This window comes from Parashewanella sp. 2210YD4-3 (genome assembly GCF_056591735.1).
The window spans coordinates 222,290-243,107 of the sequence record NZ_JBWQOG010000001.1 but is presented as its reverse complement, the minus strand read 5'-3'; the positions used below and the strand labels follow the sequence as shown (position 1 = coordinate 243,107).

The window sequence follows — 20,818 nt, the reverse complement described above, 5'->3', positions numbered from 1 at the left end:
GATTAAGCCTCCAGAATAGCAAAGTCAGGTGATACGGCGATCATAAATACCACTGTTTGGACAATCCAAAGACTGTTGTTTGGATTACTCGGAGTGTTCTGTTTATCAAGTGCATCAAGAATATTGGTTTTGACTGAGCTTTGCTCTTTACCTGTCAAAATTAGCGACACGCGCTCGATCAACTGTGACCATTTGTTTTTATCGGCCGCTAGTGGAAGTTCAGCATCAAAGTTAAGGCTCAATTTACTTTGTGTATTAGCCAGTAATGTTTCGGCATCAAGCTCTGGCACAACGTGTGGAGGGGTTGCTCCTGTTTTGATTTGAGTGCTAACTAAAGGCAATGCTTCACCAAATAACCAACGATAAACCATATTCACATAACTAATTGAAGTATGGGCGTTGTAAAGCTCAAACTCTGGTGCAACTTTGTTTTCTTTTTCAATATCACCATGGGGAATAAAGTCAGGCTTATAAAAGTTGAATACTGTCGGAGAAGATAGAATATGGTGATTCAAATCGTCTTTAATATCACTCCCGATCAACCATAAACGCTTTTGCTCATTACTTACATTGAAAGCACGAAGTAATTGGGTAACACGCAATAAAGGAGACTTTAGTTTTTGGATATTTCCAGTAGCGGAATTACCAATGGTTACGTTATTGGAAAGAGGGTAAGTCAAAATGGTTTTTACCGCGGCTTTAAGATTACCTGATGCACCAAAAGCGCTGGCAACGGCTCTAATATAAGCTGGGGTGGGGTTTGATGTGACCAATTGCTGAATGAGTTTTTTCGCGATGAATGGGGCAGTATTTTTGTGCTCAACCAATCGAGAAACAGCAGCTTTGATGTCGGTTAAGGTTGCAGAACCACCGCTTGCTGTGCGTTTTGGTAGATCAATCCAACCTTTCAGAAGCTTTTTAGGTTCAAGATCATGGAAAGCATCTTCGGTGGTCATAGGTTCCGTCATAGAAACATATGGGATCATTTTGACTGAATTATTTACATTGTCAGTAAATTCAATTTCTCGTCCTTCAATGTCGCCAAGTTTGACATCTTCGCCATCAAAGTTGAGTACCGCATTAGGGTATTCATAACTATATTTCGAGGCTTTTATCCCAGTGAATACACGCGCCATTGCTTTAATGTCGTCATTATCATAAGTCGGTATGTCTTTACCATTCGCCTGCTGATGGCTGCCATCAGGGTTTAGTTCAAACAAACCAATGGTAAACAGCTGCATGATCTCACGGGCGTAGTTTTCATCTGGGTGAATATTTTTAGTTGGTTCAGCTTTGCGATTGTTGATGTGAGTGAGGTACACGCCCATGCAAGGGTGTAATGACACATCTGTTAATAAGTCTTTGTATGAACCTAGAGCGTGTTTGTAAAGCAAGTCATAGTAGCTGGCCATGCCTTCCGCATCTAATTCGAGGATCGAATTATCAGAAATAACGAGAATTTCGCTTAGTGCTTGAGCTACTCTGTGGCGAACTAAGTTATCAGCACTGGCTTCAGCTTCTGAGACTTTTGGCTGCTCAGTAAAATCATTATCAAGGTTTGTATCTTCGGCTAGATTGCCTTGAGTAAGAGCTTTATGCCACCAAGCTTGTCTAAAGTAGTAATTGTATGGAAGAGCTGGATTATTGCCTGCGCCATTGATGTTGGACTCTGTATAGGCATCGATCAGTTTTTTCTTAAAGCCTTTTGTTTTTGATTTTCCGCGCCATATATCATGAGTTTTTTGGTAGAAACCGTCCTTTACAAAACCACTTTCTTCTTTAACTTGATGCTCTAACTGCTGATCGAGCCAGTTATTAATGCCATCTTGACTGACCATTTCAATTAATGGGTAGTTCGCTCCCAAGGTAGCTTGCATTAAAAAGCGGGAGGCTTGCTCTTTTGCGTTCATATCTTTGACTCTGTTTATAACAATGCATGAAATGTCTGAACAAAGTTACAACAATAATTTAAATTTTCAAGCTGAAAATTTATGTTTTTATTGATAAATATCAATTAAATCGGGGGTTGTAACCGTATCTTTATGATTTTAAAGAAATATTGTCTTTGTGAAAATTTATAGCGAGAAGTTCAATTTGTGAAGCATGAGGAATTTTATCAAAATGACCCATAGCGCAGACATTATGGGTCATTTTATTCATGTGAATAGAGTTGTTTAGGGCGTATTGATCTTTCGTGATTGTTTTTGCAGCGATAAATTGGTTGTCTTATGCAAGGCAGAGTTTGTGAAGTGTGGTTGCCCCACATAAACAAACGATAACGCAGCAGAAGTGACCAATTTACGCTGTCTTCGATGCTTTTGAGCACTTCCTGTTCGGTGTTGTGACCAGCTTACTTAGATGGCTAAGCTTCACTGCTCACGCCTTGAACAGAAAAGTGCTCAAATAGCACAAAATTTAATCCTGAAAGATCAACACGCCCTAATGAATTTTAGTTTTTTTACGGTTGTAAACAAAACCAATGGCGACAAGGAGTCCACAAAACAGCAATACTGGCAACTGGCCGAGCTTATAAAATAAGGTTTCCCCTTTCATTAGCGGTACGTTAGCTCTTAACACTCCAGTTTTGAACTGTGGTAATTGATCTGTGATTTTACCTTCAGGATTAACAACCGCGGTAACACCATTGTTCGTTGCTCTAAGTACGGGCTTACCTAATTCAATGGCACGCATTTGAGCGATTTGCATGTGCTGCAATGGCCCAATTGAAGTGCCAAACCATGCATCATTAGACACAGTAAGGATCACGTCACTGTCGGCTTTTAGGTTGTCTCTTACTTGCTCAGGAAAAGTGATTTCAAAGCAAATGGCGGGTGTAATGTGATAACCCAAAGCAAGTAAATCTGGCTGAACATAATTCCCACGAGTGAACGAAGACATAGGTAAATCAAATAACGGTGCAATAGGTCTAAGTATGCTTTCAAATGGCACAAACTCACCAATAGGTAACAAGTGATGCTTACGGTATTCGTTGTCACTATGAGGGGTATAGTCACCATTAGCTTGATGTTTTTTGTGAGCATTACCCAAGACAATAAGCGAGTTGTAAAAGGTTTCTGGCCCTGTTTGACTGATAATGCCTGTAACAATCGCACTGTCATTTAAATTAGCTGACTGGTTTGCGTTCGCTAAAAAATCAGTAACTTGATACTCTGGTGCAGGAATCGCTCCTTCAGGCCAAATAATTACATCTGCATCATAGTTATTTCGAGATAGATCCATGTACTTCAGTAAGGTTGGCCACAACATTTCAGGTTGCCACTTTGTACTTTGTGGAATATTCCCTTGGATCATCGCCACTTTCATGTTGCTTCCAGTTGGCGTGACATCTGAGAATTTGGGAGCTATAACAATGAGTACTAATAGTAATGGTGCATAAACAGCAATCGCTTGCCAGCGCTTTTGGAATAGCTGTGCTAATGCACCAGCTATCGTAACTAATAGCAAGCTTAACCCAATTGCACCCAATCCAGCTGCCACAGGGGCTAACGGCCCTTGAGTTTGGCTATAGCCTGCCCAAAGCCATGGGAAGCCCGTTAATACCCAGCCTCTTGCCCATTCCATTAATACCCAAAGCGCAGGAAATAAAAGGACATCATGCTGCCAATGATTATTCTTGCAAATTCGGCGGCTTAAATACCCTGCGAGAGCTGGATAAAGAGCGAGATAGAGCGCCAATAATGCCATCAACAGCATTGAAGCGATTAATGGCATTCCGCCGTATTCCGCCATGCTCACATGGACCCAGCTGATGCCTACAACAAAATAGCCAAATCCAAAGCTCAACCAATGCTTAAAGCTTTGTTTGGCATCCAGTGCACGGCCAAGGTAAAGGCTTATCGCAAATGCAACTGGCAAAATCCCCCAAAGATCATAGGGGGCAAAAGAAAGGGTACAAGAGGCACCAGCTAAAAAAGCGGCCACAAAGCGTGTCCACTTGTGGCCGTGTAATTTAGAAATAAAACTCACTTAAGTTTGATCCTTCAAAAACTTAACTCTTAATTGGTTTAAACGACGAGTATCAGCACTGGTGACTTTAAAGTTAATACTACCTATGGTGATGTTTTCGTCACGTTCAGGAAGATGACCGAATGCGTGGGAAACTAAACCACCGACAGTATCGAATTCTTCATCACTAAACTCGGTACCAAAATATTCATTAAAGTCATCAATGGCCGTTAATGCTTTGACCATATAAGCCGATTCATTAATTTTTCGAATTTCACAGTCTTCTTCGCTATCGTGATCAAATTCGTCTTGAATTTCCCCCACGATTTCTTCAAGAATATCTTCAATGGTCACTAGACCAGATACGCCACCATATTCATCAACAACGATGGCCATGTGGTAACGTTCGCTGCGGAATTCTTTTAGGAGAATATCAACACGTTTTGATTCTGGGACTACAACCGCAGCACGAATTGCTTTACTGAGTTCAAAAGGTTCATCGCTTTGATTAAAGCCGTACTTGAGTAAATCTTTCGCTAGGAGAATACCTTCGATGTGATCCTTATCATCATTGATCACAGGAAAGCGTGAATGAGCAGAGGAAATAACGGTATTGAGAAGCTTTTCAATGGAGTCATCAATGTCTAAAGTGACAATTTGAACCCGTGGGATCATAATATCACGCACGCGTAAATCGGAGACTTCTAAAACACCTTTGATCATTTCGCGAGTGTCTTCGGTGATCAAATCACGCTCTTCAGCATCTTCAATCACATCAACGAGTTCTTCTCTATTTTGAGGTTCGCCCTGAAATAGTTGGCTTACTTTATCAAACCAGCCCTTTTTCTGGGCGTGGGTACTCGGGGGGATTTCGTCATTCATAGTCTTTCATTAGGTGTGTTACGACCTGTTATTGTTCCTTATACGGGTTTTCAAATCCTAAGCTCTCAATCAGCTCAGTCTCTAACGATTCCATTTCTTCGGCTTCGTTATCTTCAATATGATCATACCCTAGCAAATGCAAACAGCCATGTACAACCATATGCGCCCAATGGGCTTGTAATGGTTTATTCTGCTCTTCCGCTTCTTTTTTTACCACATCAGCGCAGATTATTAAATCACCAAGTAGTGGCAATTCAATACCTTCTGGTGCTTCAAATGGAAAAGATAACACATTAGTAGGTTTGTCTTTGCCTCGGTATTGATAATTGAGTTGCTGACTTTCTTCCGCTTCAACAATTCTAATCGTTAGCTCTGCTAACGACATATGAGGTTGGATAGCCGTGCTAGCCCAAAGTTCAAACTCAGCTTGCGATGGTATATTTGAGGCATCACAAGCCAATTGTAAATCGACATCAAGCTTCATTTATATCGCCTTCTGCAGATTGTTGGGCTTTCTTTTCGGCTTGCTCGCGACGTGCTTTGGCAGCTTGTTGGTGCATGTCATGTTCTTCGTAAGCTTCCACAATTCGAGCAACAACAGGGTGACGAACCACATCATGAGAAGCAAAAAAGTTGATGCTGATTTCATTCACTTTACTCAGCACTTCAATGGCATGACGCAGACCTGATTTGGTACTACGAGGTAAGTCGATTTGGGTAACATCGCCTGTGATCACCGCACGAGAATTAAAACCAATACGGGTCAGGAACATCTTCATTTGTTCAACTGTGGTATTTTGGCTTTCATCCAGAATGATAAAGGCATCGTTTAATGTACGACCACGCATATAAGCCAATGGTGCCACTTCGATAACGTTACGTTCAATCAAACGTTCTACTTTTTCAAAGCCCAGCATTTCGAATAGTGCATCGTAAAGTGGGCGAAGATAAGGATCGACCTTTTGGCTTAAATCACCGGGTAAGAAGCCTAACTTCTCACCAGCTTCTACAGCAGGGCGAGTAAGAAGAATACGGCGAACTTCTTGTCGCTCTAAAGCATCGACGGCAGCGGCAACAGCTAAATAGGTTTTACCGGTTCCCGCAGGTCCAACACCAAAAGTAATGTCATGGCGAACAATGTTAGCCACATACTGACCTTGGTTCGGGTTTCTTGGTTTGATAACACCGCGCTTGGTCTTGATGAACAGCTCTTTATCACCAGTACTGTCATAGGCTTCTACTGAGACCGCTTCTTGAATCGCAATATGAACTTGTTCTGGTTCAATATCAGGTGTGCTGCCTCTAACGGGTTGCGTTTCAACGTATAAGTCACGTAACAGATTGTTAGCCGTTAAGGTACTTTGTGGCTGACCAACAATAGTAAAGTGATTATCTCGATAGCTGATCTCAACACCAACACGGCGTTCAATTTGTTTGATGTTATCGTCAAAAGGACCACAAAGTGAGGCTAGACGGCGTGGTTCGGCAGGTTCTAAGTACAGGTTTAGCGTAGTCAGTTTACTGGACAAGCAAGTCTCCAAAGCAATTTAAAATGATACACTGTTGATGTTATCAAATTTAATAAAAAAGGGCAGTGTCCCTGCCCTTAAGTTTAGTTAATTTTTTTGTATCAAGCTAAGGTTGGAATGTACCAACCCCTAAATCGTCTTCAGTTTTGTGCTTCGCCAGTACGTCAGATGGGCGCAATTCACGGCGTAAATCCATGTCTTCTTCAGCGCGCACAAACTTACCACGAAGAGAGTTGGTGTATACATCAACAATCTCAACATCGACAAATTTGCCTATGTGTTGAGGTTGACCTTCAAAGTTCACTACACGGCTGTTTTCAGTACGGCCGCGAAGCTCCATTGGATTTTTAACAGAAGGGCCTTCTACCAAGATACGTTGCACAGTGCCCATCATATGACGGCTATAACGTAAGGCTTGTTGTGTAATGCGATCTTGAAGAATAGCAAGGCGCTGTTTTTTCTCTTCTAGGCTTACGTCATCAGGTAAGTCAGATGCTGGAGTACCAGGACGAGCACTATAGATAAAGCTAAAGCTGTGATCGAAATTAACATCTTCAATCAGCTTCATGGTGTCTTCGAAGTCTTGTTTTGTTTCACCCGGGAAGCCAATGATAAAATCAGAGCTGATTTGGATGTCAGGGCGAGCTTTACGCAGACGACGGATGATAGATTTATACTCAAGTGCCATGTGTCCACGCTTCATTGCCGCAAGAATGCGATCGGAACCTGATTGCACAGGTAAGTGAAGGAAGCTCACCAATTCAGGGGTATCAGCATAAACATCAATAATGTCTTGGCTAAACTCTATTGGGTGACTGGTGGTGAAACGAATGCGGTCGATACCATCAATGGCTGCAACATAGCGCAGTAATTCAGCAAAGGTACAAATGTCACCGTCAAACGTTGAACCACGGAAGGCATTTACGTTTTGACCAAGTAGGTTTACTTCACGTACGCCTTGCGCGGCAAGCTGGGCTACTTCAAGGATTACATCATCTAATGGACGACTGACTTCTTCACCGCGAGTGTATGGCACTACGCAGAATGAACAGTATTTACTGCAACCTTCCATAATTGAAACAAACGCCGTTGGGCCTTCAGCTTTTGGCTCAGGCAGGCGGTCAAATTTCTCAATTTCGGGGAAACTCACGTCAATCACCGCTTTTTCGCCACGCTTAACTTGGTCAACCATTTCAGGTAAACGATGTAAGGTTTGTGGGCCGAAGATCAAATCAACACATTGAGCACGTTCTTTAATGTGCTTACCTTCTTGTGAAGCTACGCAACCACCAACCCCGATGATCAAATCAGGATTTTTGTCTTTAAGGTTTTTCCAACGTCCTAACTGATGAAACACTTTTTCCTGTGCTTTTTCACGGATAGAACAAGTATTCAGAAGCAAAACGTCCGCTTCTTCTGCTTCGTCGGTTAGGGTATAACCTTCGTATTCATCCATTAAGTCGGCCATCTTAGCTGAGTCATACTCATTCATTTGACAGCCCCAGGTTTTAATGTGGAGTTTTTTACTCATCAGTTTGCGTTACTCATACCTCAAAAAATAGCGACATATTTTACCGCTAGATTTCCCGCCTGACCAGCTTTTGTACGTTGAGATTGTGATTTAGCTTATAAATACTTGAGTTAATTGCTCAGAATTAATTCTTACCTTAATGAATATTAATTAATTTGAAAAAAAATCGCTGTGTGTGTAAATGTCGGTAGTCGTTCAACTTTTGCCCGACACCATCGGTGCTTCGAGTATATAAACCTAAACAAGTGAATAAGTTATGGCAGAAGCAATATCAGCAAGATTTAATGAATATTCAACAGTTGCTAATAGCTTACAACTTGCTACATGTAGAAGAGGGGCAATTCGAGATGGAGATGTAGTACAGGTAGAAACTCGCCTTGGATTGAGGGCTTATAAAATAAGAATATCAAATAACCGTTGTTATGATGTTATTCGTCAAGATAGCTTTGAATCTGATGATTTGCCTTTTGCTGACGTTATTTCCACTGCCATTTGTAAATACTTTGGGGTAAGGACATCCGATGCAATTAGAGATGTATATAACAGTTGTGAAGGTGATTTTTTTCGAGCTTTACAGAAACGTGGCCTCTCACTCTCGGTTGTAAAAGAATACCAATCCGATTGTCGTACACCTCTACAGCATGCTATTTCGGCTGTTAATGAAGCCAACACCAAAGAAGAAAGGCAAAGAGCTGTTCAGGGGGTGGATTATGTTGTTAATCAAGGTAAATTCTTTCCGAAATATCTGAACCAATATGGGCAGACTGAACTGCATACAGTAGCTCAGAATGGATATTTTCAATTGATACCTGTTTATTCTTCTCTACTGTTACCAAGTAGATTATCGACATACAACAGTGAAGGTCTGACACCCTTACACCTAGCCGTTATCAATAGCCGTTATTATACGGTAAAAAATCTCCTTGCTATTGGTGCAAATGTTCACCCGCGAACCAACCCCAAAATACCTGATTATAACTGTAATGCCGTTGATTTTGCGGTTGATAATTTTGATATTGAAATGCTAAAACTTCTAATGAGTTACCGTGCAAAGCCTGGTTATTCAATTTCACAAGGTCGTCAATGCACTTGTCAACAACGACTCGATAATGCGTACTTAGCTAAGAGTCAAATGAGTAATTTGAATCAAGAACAAAGACAACAATTACATGATACTTATCAAAAAATGACAAAGATTTTGCTTGAAGGCTTCCTTAACAATACCATTCCAGAAGTGTAAACTGACTCAAACTTCCTAAGATTTGATATTTGTGACCACGGACTCTCAATTAAAAAACAAAGACGCTGTTATTATTGGCGGTGGAATGGTTGGTGCAGCTACGGCACTTGGTTTAGGTCAACTGGGGTTATCTGTAACTGTTGTCGAAAGCATTGAGCCGCAAGCTTATGATACCAGTCAGCCACTAGATGTTAGAGTTTCGGCGATTAGTAACGCTTCTGAAAAACTACTGAATCGCTTAGGTGCTTGGGAAGGTGTGTTTAAAAAGCGACATGCTGTTTATCGTGGATTAGAAACGTGGGAATTAGACGGATTTATTACTCAATTTCATAGCGAGCAAATCCAAGAAGATCATTTAGGACACATCGTCGAGAACAGAGTTATTCAATTGGGCTTATGGGAACAACTTGAGCTAATGGATAATGTGGAAATCCTTTGTCCCGAAAAAGTCTCTCAAATTGAGTATCAACAAGGTTCGTATCAGCAGGTTAAGGTCAGCCTTGAGTCAGGCAAACAGCGTATTGCTAATTTGTTAATTGGTTGCGATGGTGCCAACTCTAGTGTTCGTCAATGGGCTGGAATAGGCATTACTGGTTGGGATTATCAGCAAGCTTGTATGCTTATCAATATCGAAACCCAAACGCTACAACAAGATGTGACTTGGCAGCAATTTACGCCCAATGGACCCAGAAGTTTACTGCCACTGCCAGATAACCATGCTTCATTGGTGTGGTATGACTCGCCACAAACCATTGCTAAATTAATGCAATTGAATCCTGTGCAGCTAGCTGAGCAAATTCGGGCGCATTTCCCTGAGCGATTAGATCCAAACTTTATCGTGTTAGATAAAGGTAGCTTTCCACTGACTCGCAGACACGCCAACCAATATTATGCGGATAATGTAGTGATATTAGGTGATGCAGCTCATACCATTAATCCGTTAGCAGGGCAGGGGGTTAACTTAGGCTTTAAAGACGTTGATGCTTTATTGTCAGTGGTCGCTAAGGCTTTGGGTGAAAATCAAATCTGGTATCAAAACTCTGTGCTAGCTGAATATCAAGGCTTAAGATATAAAGATAACTTGTTGATGCAAACCGGTATGGATGTGTTTTACAAAGCTTTTAGTAACAATTTAATGCCAGTCAAAGCGATGAGAAACCTTGCATTGAAGGTGGCCAATATAGATTCGCCGATTAAACAGAAAATACTTAAGTACGCATTAGGCTTTTAACTTTTTAGCCACTACTTTTCATTTCGACAATTAGAACCAATACGATTCTGTTTATCTATTGGTTCGTTCTTCTAAGTTCCCAATTGTAGTAAATCCTTTTTATCTATGTCTAATTCATTTCCATATTGAATATTAGTTTTCTCTAATGTAAATTATATTAGAAATATCTAATATTGGTGTCCTATGAAAGATTTCATCACAAACATAGCGTTGCATAGACCAAAAACGATTTACGTCTTCATGCTATTGGTCACTACGCTTAGCTTAGCCATGTTTCCAAAGATACAAATTGATACCGATCCTGAAAACATGCTCTCTGCAAGCGATCCTGCACGTTTATTTCATAATCAAACCAAGCATACATTCGCAATGCATGACATGATTGTAATCGGTGCAGTCAGTCACAGTAGCTCTGGAATTTACAATCCTAAATCACTGGCTGAGCTCAACAAGTTATCTCGTTATATTCAATCCATTGAGCATGTAAGAGCCAGCGATCAACTTTCATTAGATACCGTTGATAACATTACTCAGGCAGAAAGAGGCGGAATACGATTTCAGTGGTTGATGAAAACGGCGCCCAAAACTCAGCAACAATCCAATCAAATACGAAGTGCATTAGAACGCTTACCTTTGCTGGCGAATACCTTAGTGTCAAATGATGGCAAAGCAGCGGCTATTTATGTGGCTGTTGAAGATAAAAAGTACAGCTATCAAATCGCTGAAGACATTCGTCAGTTTCTTCCGAGTTTGAATTCTAATGACGAGTATTACATCACGGGTTTACCGATTGCCGAAGATCAATTTGGCAGTGAAATGTTTGTGCAAATGGCGATAGCCGCGCCTTTAGCTGGCGTCGCCATTTTTATTTTGATGTGGTGGTTCTTTAGAAGTTTGCCATTAGTGATTGGTCCAATGATCGTGGCGATGGCTACGGTAATCATCACTATGGGCACTTTAATTGGTATGGGCTTTACGGTTCATATCATGTCATCAATGATTGCCATTTTCTTAATGCCAATTGCGGTGGTGGACTCAACCCACATTCTTTCCGAATTTGCCGACCACTATCGAAAAGGTCAAGACGCTAAAAAGGTCATTAAGAAGGTGATCAAAGAGCTGTATAAGCCGATGTTATTTACGTCGTTAACCTCGGCAGTGGGCTTTTTATCGTTGACTTTGACTCCAATCCCACCTGTAAAAGTATTTGGTAGCTTTATCGCCTTTGGGATTTTATTGGCGTTTATTCTAACGATTTTCTTTATTCCTGCTTATATCGGGCGTATGTCGCCTAAAGCGCTGGCTAATCTACAACAAGCCATGAATCGTAAAGGTAAATTAGATAGTGTTGTCGCTAAAATTGGGGCTGGAGCTGTTGGTAAGCGTAAGGTGATACTGATCACGTTTGTGGGCTTGTTTGTCATTAGCATTATCGGCATCAGCAAAATTCAGGTTAATGACAACCCAATCAATTGGTTTAAATCCAGCCATGAGATTCGAGTCGCGGATAAAACTTTGAACCAGCATTTCGCAGGCACTTACGATGCATGGCTGGTACTTAGTTATCAAGGTGATGATAAGCAAAAAAACATTAACGAAATACGTAAACAGCTTCATTTTATCCAGCTGAATGATGAGAGTATTCATCAAGCATTGAGAGAGGCTCGCACTGATAATGATCCTCAATGGTTGGAATCTATTATAAATTTAGTAGATGACACAATGTTTGATGCTGACAGTGAGCGCTTGCCCAAACTTGAAGCTTTCTCTACCGTTTTGGAGCGATTAAATTCTCAACAACAACGTTTTTTGTCACCGAAAGTACTTAAGTGGATGGAGGGATTAAACCAAACTTTGTTGGACTCTCCGTTAGTGGGTAAAGTTAATGGGCTTCCCGATATTATCAAAACAGTTAATCGTGAACTGAATGGTGGTGAGCAATCACAATTTGTCTTACCACATACGCAACCCGCGATTGCACAGACGCTTCTACAGTACCAATCATCTCACCGTCCACAAGATTTGTGGCATTTCGTTACTCCAGATTATCGCTCTAGCTTGATGTGGTTACAGCTAACCAGCGGTGATAACCAGCATATGTCAAAAGTGATTGATTTTGTGGATGACTATATAAAGCAGCACCCATTACCAGAAGATATTTCGTTAAATTGGGCGGGTAAAGCCTACATCAATGTGATTTGGCAAAAAGCCATGGTAAACGGAATGTTGGAGAGCTTATTGTCTTCGTTTGTGGTGGTGTTTTTGATGATGGTATTACTATTTCGCTCGATAAAGTACGGACTATTAGCCATGTTACCGCTCACACTAACCATCACTATGATATACGGGCTGATCGGATGGGTTGGTAAAGATTACGACATGCCAATTGCGGTACTGTCGGCACTGACATTGGGCCTGTCGGTGGATTTTGCTATTCACTTTATTGAACGCTTTAGGGGGAACTTAGCAGAATTAGGTTCAGTTAAAGAAGCCCTAGCGGCCATGTTTGAAGAACCTGCTAGAGCCATCTCTCGCAATGCCATCGTTATTGCGGTTGGATTCACACCGCTATTATTCGCGCCTTTGGTTCCATATATCACTGTGGGCTTATTCCTCGCCAGTATTATGGCGGCTTCCGCTTTAGTGACTCTGCTTGTACTTCCCGCCATTTTATCGTTCAAAAGGAGTGAAATATGAAAATGACTCAATGGTTAAGTGTTGTTGTACTTTCGCTGGTTAGCTTTACTAGCAGCGCCGACAAGCTAACGGCTGATGACATCATTCGCAAAGCGAACTTAAGTTCTTATTATGCGGGTGACGATGGTCGAGCTGAGGCCAGAATGAAAATCACTGACGCTCAAGGACGAATAAGACTGCGTCAATTCACCATTTTACGTCGAGATGATGAAGAGGGGGGGCAGCAGCAAATGTTGGTGTTTTTCTCGCGCCCAATAGATGTTAAAAATACCGCTTTTCGAGTGATCCGTCAGCCAGCAACGGATGATAGCCGTTGGCTGTTTTTACCCAGTTTAGATTTAGTTAAACGCATTTCGTCAGGAGATAAACGAACGTCATTTGTTGGTGCAGATTTCTTTTACGAAGACATCTCTGGTCGTAACACTAATGCCGATACTCACAAATTACTGGATGATAACAGTGAGCAATTCCATTTATCTAGCACGCCGAAAGATCAATCATTGGTTGAATTTAGTCGTTACGAGTCATGGATTGATAAGCAGACATTCTTACCCATGCTGGTTAAGTATTACGACCAAAATGGCAAGCTCTATCGCCAGATGAAAGTGTTAAAGACTAAAGTGATTCAGGGGTACCCAATTGCTGTTAGTGCTGAAATGAAGAACTTCGATACTGGCAGTACTACGTTAATGCAAATGCGTCGGATCAAATTTGATTTGGGGTTACCACGAGCCATTTTCTCTGAACGGAGCATGAAAAACCCTCCTATAAAGTGGTTGAGGTAAGAGCCATGAATCAACTTTTGTTATCACTCATTTTGATACTAGGCTGCGGCTCATTTACTGCCTATGCAAATGATCCAACTGTTAGTGAAAGCAATGATGAGTGGGAAGATTGGGGTGATGCTGAAGAGACAATATCATGGGAGTATTACGGGTTTGTAGAAGGAGCGTACGGTCGCAGAATTCAAACGGATTCAGTCATCCATAAAACTTCAAGCTTAAAAGAACTCCGTGGTCGACTGGCGCTGAATTATCAAAATCCAGAGTATCCAGAATGGCGTTTTGAATCACGAACGGATCTGCTGTTTGATGATGTACTCAACAAAACTAAGCTTGATGTTCGAGTCGCCAGTCTGGATCACAAACTCAGCTCTTCAATGGACATTAAATTAGGTCGTCAGGTGTTAACTTGGGGAACGGGAGATTATGTCTTTCTTAACGATTTATTCCCTAAAGATTGGCAATCGTTTTTTTCTGGTCGTGATGATGAATATCTAAAAGCTAGCTCCGATAGTATTAAGCTCAGTTGGTACCACAATGATGCCAGTGTCCACATTGTGTCAACTCCAGAGTTTACACCCGATCAATATATTAATGGTGAACGATTCTCGTATTTTTCACCGAGAAATGCTGCTCAAGTGGCAAACAAAATAAGTGCTGATAAAGCCAATGATCCCACTTGGGCAATGAAAATCGCATCAAGCCATAATCATGTGGAGTATGCATTCTATGGATATTGGGGAAGGTGGAATACGCCTGTTGGTGTTAATACCGTTGGTAAACCCTATTTTCCCAAGCTTTCTGTGTTGGGAGCCAGTATCCTCACTCCACTTGCATCTGGTGTGTTTAATTCAGAAGTCGCTTGGTATGACAGTCGAGAAGACAGATCGGGTAATAACCCTGCCATTGCTAATTCCCAGTTCCGAGCGCTGATTGGTTATGAAAGAGAGTTGATCTCTAATCTAACCCTGTCTGGTCAGTATTATTTAGAACGAACCTTAAACTATACAAGGCTGATTAATCATAGTCGTTTCCCTCAATTTGAACCGAAACAAAACCGTCAAGTTATGATCATGAGACTGACTTGGCAAACCCTACAACAAACCCTTACTTGGAAACTGTTCAGCTTTTGGTCGCCAACGGATAAAGATTTTTACCTAAAGCCTAGTGTGACTTATCAAATGAATGATCAGTGGCAAATAAACCTTGGTGCAAACCTATTTGGTGGCTCAAAAAATCACAGCTTTTTTGGGCAACACAGAGATAACTCAAACCTATGGTTACGAGTAAGAGCAAGTTACTAATATCTGAAAATATAAGGAAGAAAAAAATGAGTATAGAAAAAGCCATTTATCGCTTTGCAGGTATTATGGTGCTGTTATCAGTGGCACTAACGGTTTATGTCAGCCCTTATTTCATTTGGTTCACCGTTTTTGTCGGTGCCAATTTGTTGCAATTTAGCTTTACAGGGTTTTGCCCAATGGCACTGGTTTTCAAGAAAATGGGAGTAAAAACCGAAAGGCAGTTAGCACTCGAAGAATGATTTATGTTCCAAAATTGAAGCTGTTAGCGGTGTTGGTCAGGCATACACCGCTAACTTGCTCCATTTTTACATCAAACCAGAATAGAGCTTTATGGCTTAACGACAAACATTCCTTTCATGATGTAGTGGTGTCCGGGGAAACTACAAAAAAAGGTATAATCTCCGCCTTCCATCAGCTTCATAGTGTCGAAGGTGACACTTGTAGATTCTCCACCACCAATGATTTTAGTGGCAGCCAATACACGTTTATCGCCCATTAGCACGAAATTACTTGCGACCCCAGCCATTTGACCTGCTACTGCTGAAGCTTCAACATCAGTTGATTTTGTTAGCACCCAGTTATGACCCATTGTTGTCTTAGGTAGTTTACCAGTATGCATGAGGTTGATAGTGACCTTGTCACATTTGGATTTTGAGATTGTTATGCTAGATTTGCTAAATTTGAGGGCATCCATCACGGCAATATCAAAAGAGCAAGTGCCTGCAAAAGCATTAAACGAAAAAGCTAAGGCTGTAGATGCTAACCATAATTTGATTTTCATAACTTCACTTCCTTATTCAGTTAATCAAACGTCAATACGCTCAAGAGAGTGAAAGCGATCAAAGTAGAGTTTTTACCTAGATACAACAACTTAAACAAAAGTAAAGACATGTAAAGCTGCTCGACTTCTAAGGCAAATTCTCTATGGTCAAATAAACAGCCATTTTTGCGGAGAATATCATCATGTCTGCGGATGCCGTTATAGCGGTCAATCGTTTTGGAATGGGGGCAAGAAAAGGGGAATTGGAAAAGGCCAGTCGTGATCCTGTTCAATATCTTATCGACCAATTAAAGCCAATCAGCTTTAATGAAAAGCTGCCGAACTCTGATCAACTCTCCATTCATTTATCCAATTATCAACAACAAAAACGCTTGATGAAGAAAGAGCCTGAATCTGAGCAAGCGAAAGATTTCGCCAAACAACAAAAGCAAATCCGTAGATATCTTGGTGGTAATTTTAGAGCCTTGTGTTGTGACACGTTATTGAGGTCAATTCACTCAGACCAATCATTAGCGTGGCGGTTACTGGATTTTTGGTCGAATCATTTTAGTGTGACGGCTCAAGGGCAAATGATGCGAGTATTAGCGCCAACACTTGAGCGTGAAGCGATTGCTCCAAACATGTTTGGTCATTTCCATGACATGGTGTTGGCAGTAATGCATCACCCTGCGATGTTGGTATATCTCAATAATGACAAATCTTTTGGGCCTAATTCCAAAATCGGTAAACGGGGTAAAGGCCTCAATGAAAATTTAGGTCGTGAATTGATGGAGCTGCATACCATGGGCGTCGGTTCTGGCTACACACAAGCTGATGTCATTGAAATGGCAAAAGGCATAACTGGGTGGAGTGTAGCAAGACCACAGCGAGACGACACTACTGGATTTATGTTTAGAGCCAATGGCCACGAACCCGGCCATCGAGTGTTACTAGGGAAAACCTATCGCCAAGATGGAGAAGCACAAGGCATTGCCATGATTAAAGCCGTTGCTCGTCATCCAGCAACCGCAAAACATGTCTCTACTCAACTTGCCCGTCATTTTGTCTCAGATAATCCGCCCGAATCGCTTATCAAAAAAATGACTAACCGTTGGATGGCAACGGATGGCAATTTGAAAGAAGTGATGATCACCTTAATAAAATCCGACGAAGCATGGCATCAAGAACGTAAAAAATTTAAATCTCCGCGTGAGTATGTGATATCAACGTGTAGAGCGTTAAATTTTCAGCCTAAAAAGCAGCAAGCGTTTTTGTGGTTTTTAAAAAGCTTGGGGCAAAGCCCGTTTCAGGCAAATTCACCTGAAGGCTATGGCGATATCGAAGCCGATTGGAATGGCCCTAGTGCGGTTATGTCGAGGGCAAATTGGTCATCACAAATATCGAAAAGCCGTGGTTTTCTCGATCCAGTCTATACCATAAAGCAGTTACTTGGAGAGCAAGTGAGTCACACCACCGAGTTAGCGGTTAAACGTGCCGAAAGTCGCCCTCAAGCGTTGACCGTTATGTTAATGAGTCCAGAGTTCTTACGCCGCTAATGAGGAGAGTAATATGAAACGTCGTGATTTTTTTAAAGTCGTTGGTGGCACGATTCTATTGATGCAGAGCCCTAGACTGGTGTTCGCTTCTCCATCTGTGGCGAGTGACAGCAACAAAAAGTTTATTTGGATCATTCTTCGTGGCGCAATGGATTCATTGCATACGGTGATCCCTGAGTTTGACAGTGAGTACACTAAATTGCGTCCTAAGCTTTCAAAGCAGATCACCGAGCCAACATTAAAAATTGATAAAGGTTTTGCCTTTAATCCTGCGATGCAAAATATGCACAAGCTTTATCAACAGAAAGAATTGTTACCTATTGTGGCGGTGGGGAGTGGTTATCCAAGTCGTTCACATTTTGATGGGCAGGATTTCTTAGAAGGTGGAATGGGGTCACAAAATATAAAATCGGGCTGGTTAGCTAGAGCCGTCGATCAAAAGCAAGTTGAAGCCGTTGCAATCGATTATGCCAAACCCGTTAGTTTACGCGGTTCGAGCAAAGTGACCACTTGGTATCCCTCTAAACTTAAAGAAGCTGACAATGATGTGTTTGCCACCCTTGAGAAACTATATCAAGGAGATGATCGCCTCACGGCTAGCTTGAAAGGTGGATTAGAGCTCAAAGCCAGTACTGGTGGGATGAAAGATGGTAAAGCTAAAAAAGGCTCTTTGTCTGAGTTGACAACAGATTGCGCTAATTTGCTATTAAAAAGCAAGGACATGGATTGTGCCATGTTAGAAACCGTGGGCTGGGACACTCATAATGCTCAGCATAATCGCTTAGATAGACAGCTAAGAGAGTTAGACTCAGGTTTGTTAGCCCTAAAACAAGCGATGGGTAAAGAATGGAAAAATACGGTTGTGGCCATTGCTACTGAGTTTGGGCGAACGGCGAAAGAAAATGGCACAGGTGGCACTGATCATGGTACTGGCGGTGTGATGTTTTTGGCTGGTGGCGGTGTAAAAGGTGGTCAGGTGTTAGGGAGTTGGCCAGGACTAAAACAAGAGCAACTTTTTCAGCAACGTGATTTAATGCCAACAACCAATACTTTTGATTGGCTAGCCACGGCATTGTCCCAACATTGGCAGCTTAATTCTGAGCAAATTAAGCATGTATTTCCTACTGGGAAAATTTATAAGGATAGAGTTGTCTAAATTTTCATGTCCTTAAAAACAAAAAGGCTGATACTTATCGTATCAGCCAGTTCGAAGAGTTAAAAATCTTATTTAACTCTACTCCATTTCTGGTTATTACCACCGTTTTGATGATGAATAATGATGTTCGCACCATTATGGTTACCTGTTGAGTCAATCACTAAGTTAGTGTTTGATCTTAGCTTGATAAGGTTTCCATCAATAGTAAAGCTTTGGTTTTTCATAGCACTATGGCCAAATGGCAAACAAGTCCATGTTTTTAAGTTTGTGCCGCTGTGTGGATGACCACCAATATCAAGGCATTGATTACCAAGCTTTGTTTTAATTTGACCTGTAACTTCGTTGTAAACCCACTTCTGGTTTTTGTTGCCATGGCATTGGTAACCCATGATGTTAGTGTTGTTTCCTAAACGGCTTCCAGGGACATCAAGGCATCTTTGAGAAGAATGGCTTTTAAGCATGAAATCAGCTTTATTATAGAAAGTAGTCAACTCTAAAACGCGCTTTTCTGCTGTTTCTAAATGACCAGCAATACGATCAGCTGATTGCTTAAGGTTTTGATTTTTTATGGTCAACTGAACTGCTTTTACTGTTGCGATATCTAGATCTGTTGTTAATCGTTCAGCACGTTCACGTTCTTGGTTTTTAAGAGACGTTTCTGTTTCAAGAGAACGTTTAAGCTCAGTATTTTTTTGGGTTAAAGTAACGACTTTTTTAACCGATTCTGTAATCGGTTTTAGCGTAGGGGTATCTGCAAGCTTGTCTGCAAATAAGCCCATAGAAATGCTGAATCCTTTAACAGTACTAGGGAAAGGAACATCAAAATCAAGTCCATCAATGACTGAGCCATTGAAGGAGTTTCCTTCCCTACCTCTAACTCTAAAGTCGAGTGGTTTAGGAGAGTCAACATTGGCTTGCCTTTCGATTAATCTATGTCCTGACGGTCCAGTGCCAATTTCATCGGGAATGATGTAATTCCAGGTCATGGAGCTAACATGACTCGGCTTTTCATCTAGAATAGGTGCAGTTGATACAAACAGTGGTGAGTTTTTAGAGTGTCGAGCCACATCATGCATACACGTTTGAGGTAGGTTAACTGAGTACTCTATAACATAAGCGTGCATAACACCTGTCAACGTATTGTCATAGTTTGGATTCTTTTCGATTTTTATATCAGGATGTTGGCTAATGTTAGGTGTAACGTCTTCTGGGATGTTCATGATCCAGTGCTCTTTAAGCACTGCTTTAGGAACACCAATAAACTGTTTCGCATCTTCGATACTTAACTGAGCAAATTCCCCCCCATTTGAGCCATTAAGACTCCCTGATTGGGCCTTCATATCTAACTTGAAATTTGTTTTTATTAGGCTGTCACGCAATGCTATTCCATCTGCAATAGATTCAGCTGCAGCTCTATCTTTATACTCTACACGAAATACACCATACCATTTTACAGAGTTAATGTTATCGCCTTTACCTTTGTAAAAAGTTGCCCATCCTCTTTGAGCTAGAGAGCTTGTAATTGCACTATGGCCGAAAGTTGGGCTTCCATATCTCTGTTTAAAATTCTCAAAAGTATGACGAGTTGGTTCTATAAAATGATTTAGCTGGGTCACTTCACCCGAGTCTTGCATTGTTCGGCAAGTTTTTATTGTGTTTGAATCTGTATTGCTTGCAAAGGCTTGCGCCCCTATCAGTGGCAATGTGCTTAATAAAATGGCGTTTAATTTAAACTTTTTTGTGGTAGGTTTTAACATTACTTCCCCTCTAAAGTATTGCTAATTGAAATTTGTAATAATGATTGCACTATTTCTTATCAAACCAAGGAGGCATTGAGACAAGTTCAGTAATGCAACGGTCATACTTTTCAAAATACTAATTACTGGTTATCTATTGGTTAAATAAAAATGCTTTATTTAACTAATTTTCACGTAATTTTATCTTATTTTTTAGAGAGCAATCACACTAGAAAGTGGACTTTATTAGAGCTCGAATACTAAGTTAAAAACTTTATTTAACTATGACAAATATTTAGCTAGATTTTAAAAGTGAAAATAAATTTTTATGAGTTCAAATAGGCAGCGTTAATTACCATTTATAAATGTTAAATCTATCCATTTGTTAAAAGTTTTAACATCTTGGTGGCGATATTTTTATATTGAAGGCTTGTATCTAAACTCAATT

Annotated in this window: 16 protein-coding genes; 8 read left to right on the top strand and 8 right to left on the bottom strand. The window is 40.9% G+C overall.

Going from position 1 to position 20,818, the window contains the following annotated elements; translation table 11 throughout:
• Positions 1-2: 2 nt before the first annotated feature.
• From AC1EU0_RS01045 to miaB, 6 genes are all read right to left on the bottom strand, one after another.
• Positions 3-1,910, bottom strand: a complete 1,908-nt coding sequence (locus tag AC1EU0_RS01045; protein WP_480300028.1) for a DUF1800 family protein — start codon at positions 1,908-1,910, stop codon at positions 3-5.
• 529 nt (positions 1,911-2,439) lie between these two features.
• Entirely contained in the window at positions 2,440-3,987 is a 1,548-nt protein-coding gene (gene lnt, locus AC1EU0_RS01040) for an apolipoprotein N-acyltransferase (RefSeq protein ID WP_480300027.1), read from the bottom strand.
• Entirely contained in the window at positions 3,988-4,848 is an 861-nt protein-coding gene (gene corC, locus AC1EU0_RS01035; protein WP_480300026.1) for a CNNM family magnesium/cobalt transport protein CorC, read from the bottom strand.
• A gap of 28 nt (positions 4,849-4,876) precedes the next feature.
• Complete coding sequence (ybeY, locus tag AC1EU0_RS01030) at positions 4,877-5,332, bottom strand: rRNA maturation RNase YbeY (protein ID WP_480300025.1); 456 nt, start codon at positions 5,330-5,332, stop codon at positions 4,877-4,879.
• Positions 5,322-6,377 carry a PhoH family protein gene (locus AC1EU0_RS01025; protein ID WP_480300024.1) on the bottom strand — a complete coding sequence of 352 codons (1,056 nt, stop codon included), beginning with the start codon at positions 6,375-6,377 and terminating at the stop codon, positions 5,322-5,324. The genes ybeY and AC1EU0_RS01025 overlap by 11 nt, the downstream gene beginning before the upstream one ends.
• A gap of 106 nt (positions 6,378-6,483) precedes the next feature.
• Positions 6,484-7,908 carry a tRNA (N6-isopentenyl adenosine(37)-C2)-methylthiotransferase MiaB gene (gene miaB / locus AC1EU0_RS01020; RefSeq protein ID WP_480300023.1) on the bottom strand — a complete coding sequence of 475 codons (1,425 nt, stop codon included), beginning with the start codon at positions 7,906-7,908 and terminating at the stop codon, positions 6,484-6,486.
• A 256-nt stretch (positions 7,909-8,164) separates the two neighbouring features.
• Between miaB and AC1EU0_RS01015 the strand changes: the two genes are divergently transcribed.
• From AC1EU0_RS01015 to AC1EU0_RS00990, 6 genes are all read left to right on the top strand, one after another.
• Positions 8,165-9,148 carry an ankyrin repeat domain-containing protein gene (locus AC1EU0_RS01015; RefSeq protein ID WP_480300022.1) on the top strand — a complete coding sequence of 328 codons (984 nt, stop codon included), beginning with the start codon at positions 8,165-8,167 and terminating at the stop codon, positions 9,146-9,148.
• Positions 9,149-9,179: 31 nt separating this feature from the next.
• Positions 9,180-10,379 carry an FAD-dependent monooxygenase gene (locus tag AC1EU0_RS01010; RefSeq protein WP_480300021.1) on the top strand — a complete coding sequence of 400 codons (1,200 nt, stop codon included), beginning with the start codon at positions 9,180-9,182 and terminating at the stop codon, positions 10,377-10,379.
• 183 nt (positions 10,380-10,562) lie between these two features.
• Entirely contained in the window at positions 10,563-13,076 is a 2,514-nt protein-coding gene (locus tag AC1EU0_RS01005) for an efflux RND transporter permease subunit (RefSeq protein ID WP_480300020.1), read from the top strand.
• Entirely contained in the window at positions 13,073-13,861 is a 789-nt protein-coding gene (locus AC1EU0_RS01000; RefSeq protein WP_480300019.1) for an outer membrane lipoprotein-sorting protein, read from the top strand. Before AC1EU0_RS01005 ends, AC1EU0_RS01000 begins: the two co-directional genes overlap by 4 nt.
• Before the next feature lie 5 nt (positions 13,862-13,866).
• Complete coding sequence (locus AC1EU0_RS00995) at positions 13,867-15,162, top strand: hypothetical protein (RefSeq protein ID WP_480300018.1); 1,296 nt, start codon at positions 13,867-13,869, stop codon at positions 15,160-15,162.
• Between the two features lie 26 nt (positions 15,163-15,188).
• Positions 15,189-15,401: a YgaP family membrane protein gene (locus AC1EU0_RS00990; protein ID WP_480300017.1), complete on the top strand. Its 213-nt coding sequence runs from the start codon at positions 15,189-15,191 to the stop codon at positions 15,399-15,401.
• Between the two features lie 89 nt (positions 15,402-15,490).
• Here AC1EU0_RS00990 and azu read toward each other — a convergent pair whose 3' ends face one another.
• Positions 15,491-15,943: an azurin gene (gene azu, locus AC1EU0_RS00985; protein ID WP_480300016.1), complete on the bottom strand. Its 453-nt coding sequence runs from the start codon at positions 15,941-15,943 to the stop codon at positions 15,491-15,493.
• A gap of 182 nt (positions 15,944-16,125) precedes the next feature.
• On the opposite strand from azu, the gene AC1EU0_RS00980 reads away from it, so the two are divergent.
• The gene (locus AC1EU0_RS00980; RefSeq protein WP_480300015.1) at positions 16,126-17,478 is read left to right on the top strand and encodes a DUF1800 domain-containing protein; all 1,353 of its coding nucleotides are present in this window, start codon (positions 16,126-16,128) and stop codon (positions 17,476-17,478) included.
• A gap of 13 nt (positions 17,479-17,491) precedes the next feature.
• On the top strand, positions 17,492-18,634 hold the full coding sequence (locus AC1EU0_RS00975) for a DUF1501 domain-containing protein (RefSeq protein WP_480300014.1): 1,143 nt from the start codon (positions 17,492-17,494) through the stop codon (positions 18,632-18,634).
• A gap of 68 nt (positions 18,635-18,702) precedes the next feature.
• On the opposite strand, the gene AC1EU0_RS00970 is transcribed toward AC1EU0_RS00975, so the two are convergent.
• Positions 18,703-20,391: a ricin-type beta-trefoil lectin domain protein gene (locus tag AC1EU0_RS00970; RefSeq protein ID WP_480300013.1), complete on the bottom strand. Its 1,689-nt coding sequence runs from the start codon at positions 20,389-20,391 to the stop codon at positions 18,703-18,705.
• Between the last annotated feature and the right edge of the window lie 427 nt (positions 20,392-20,818).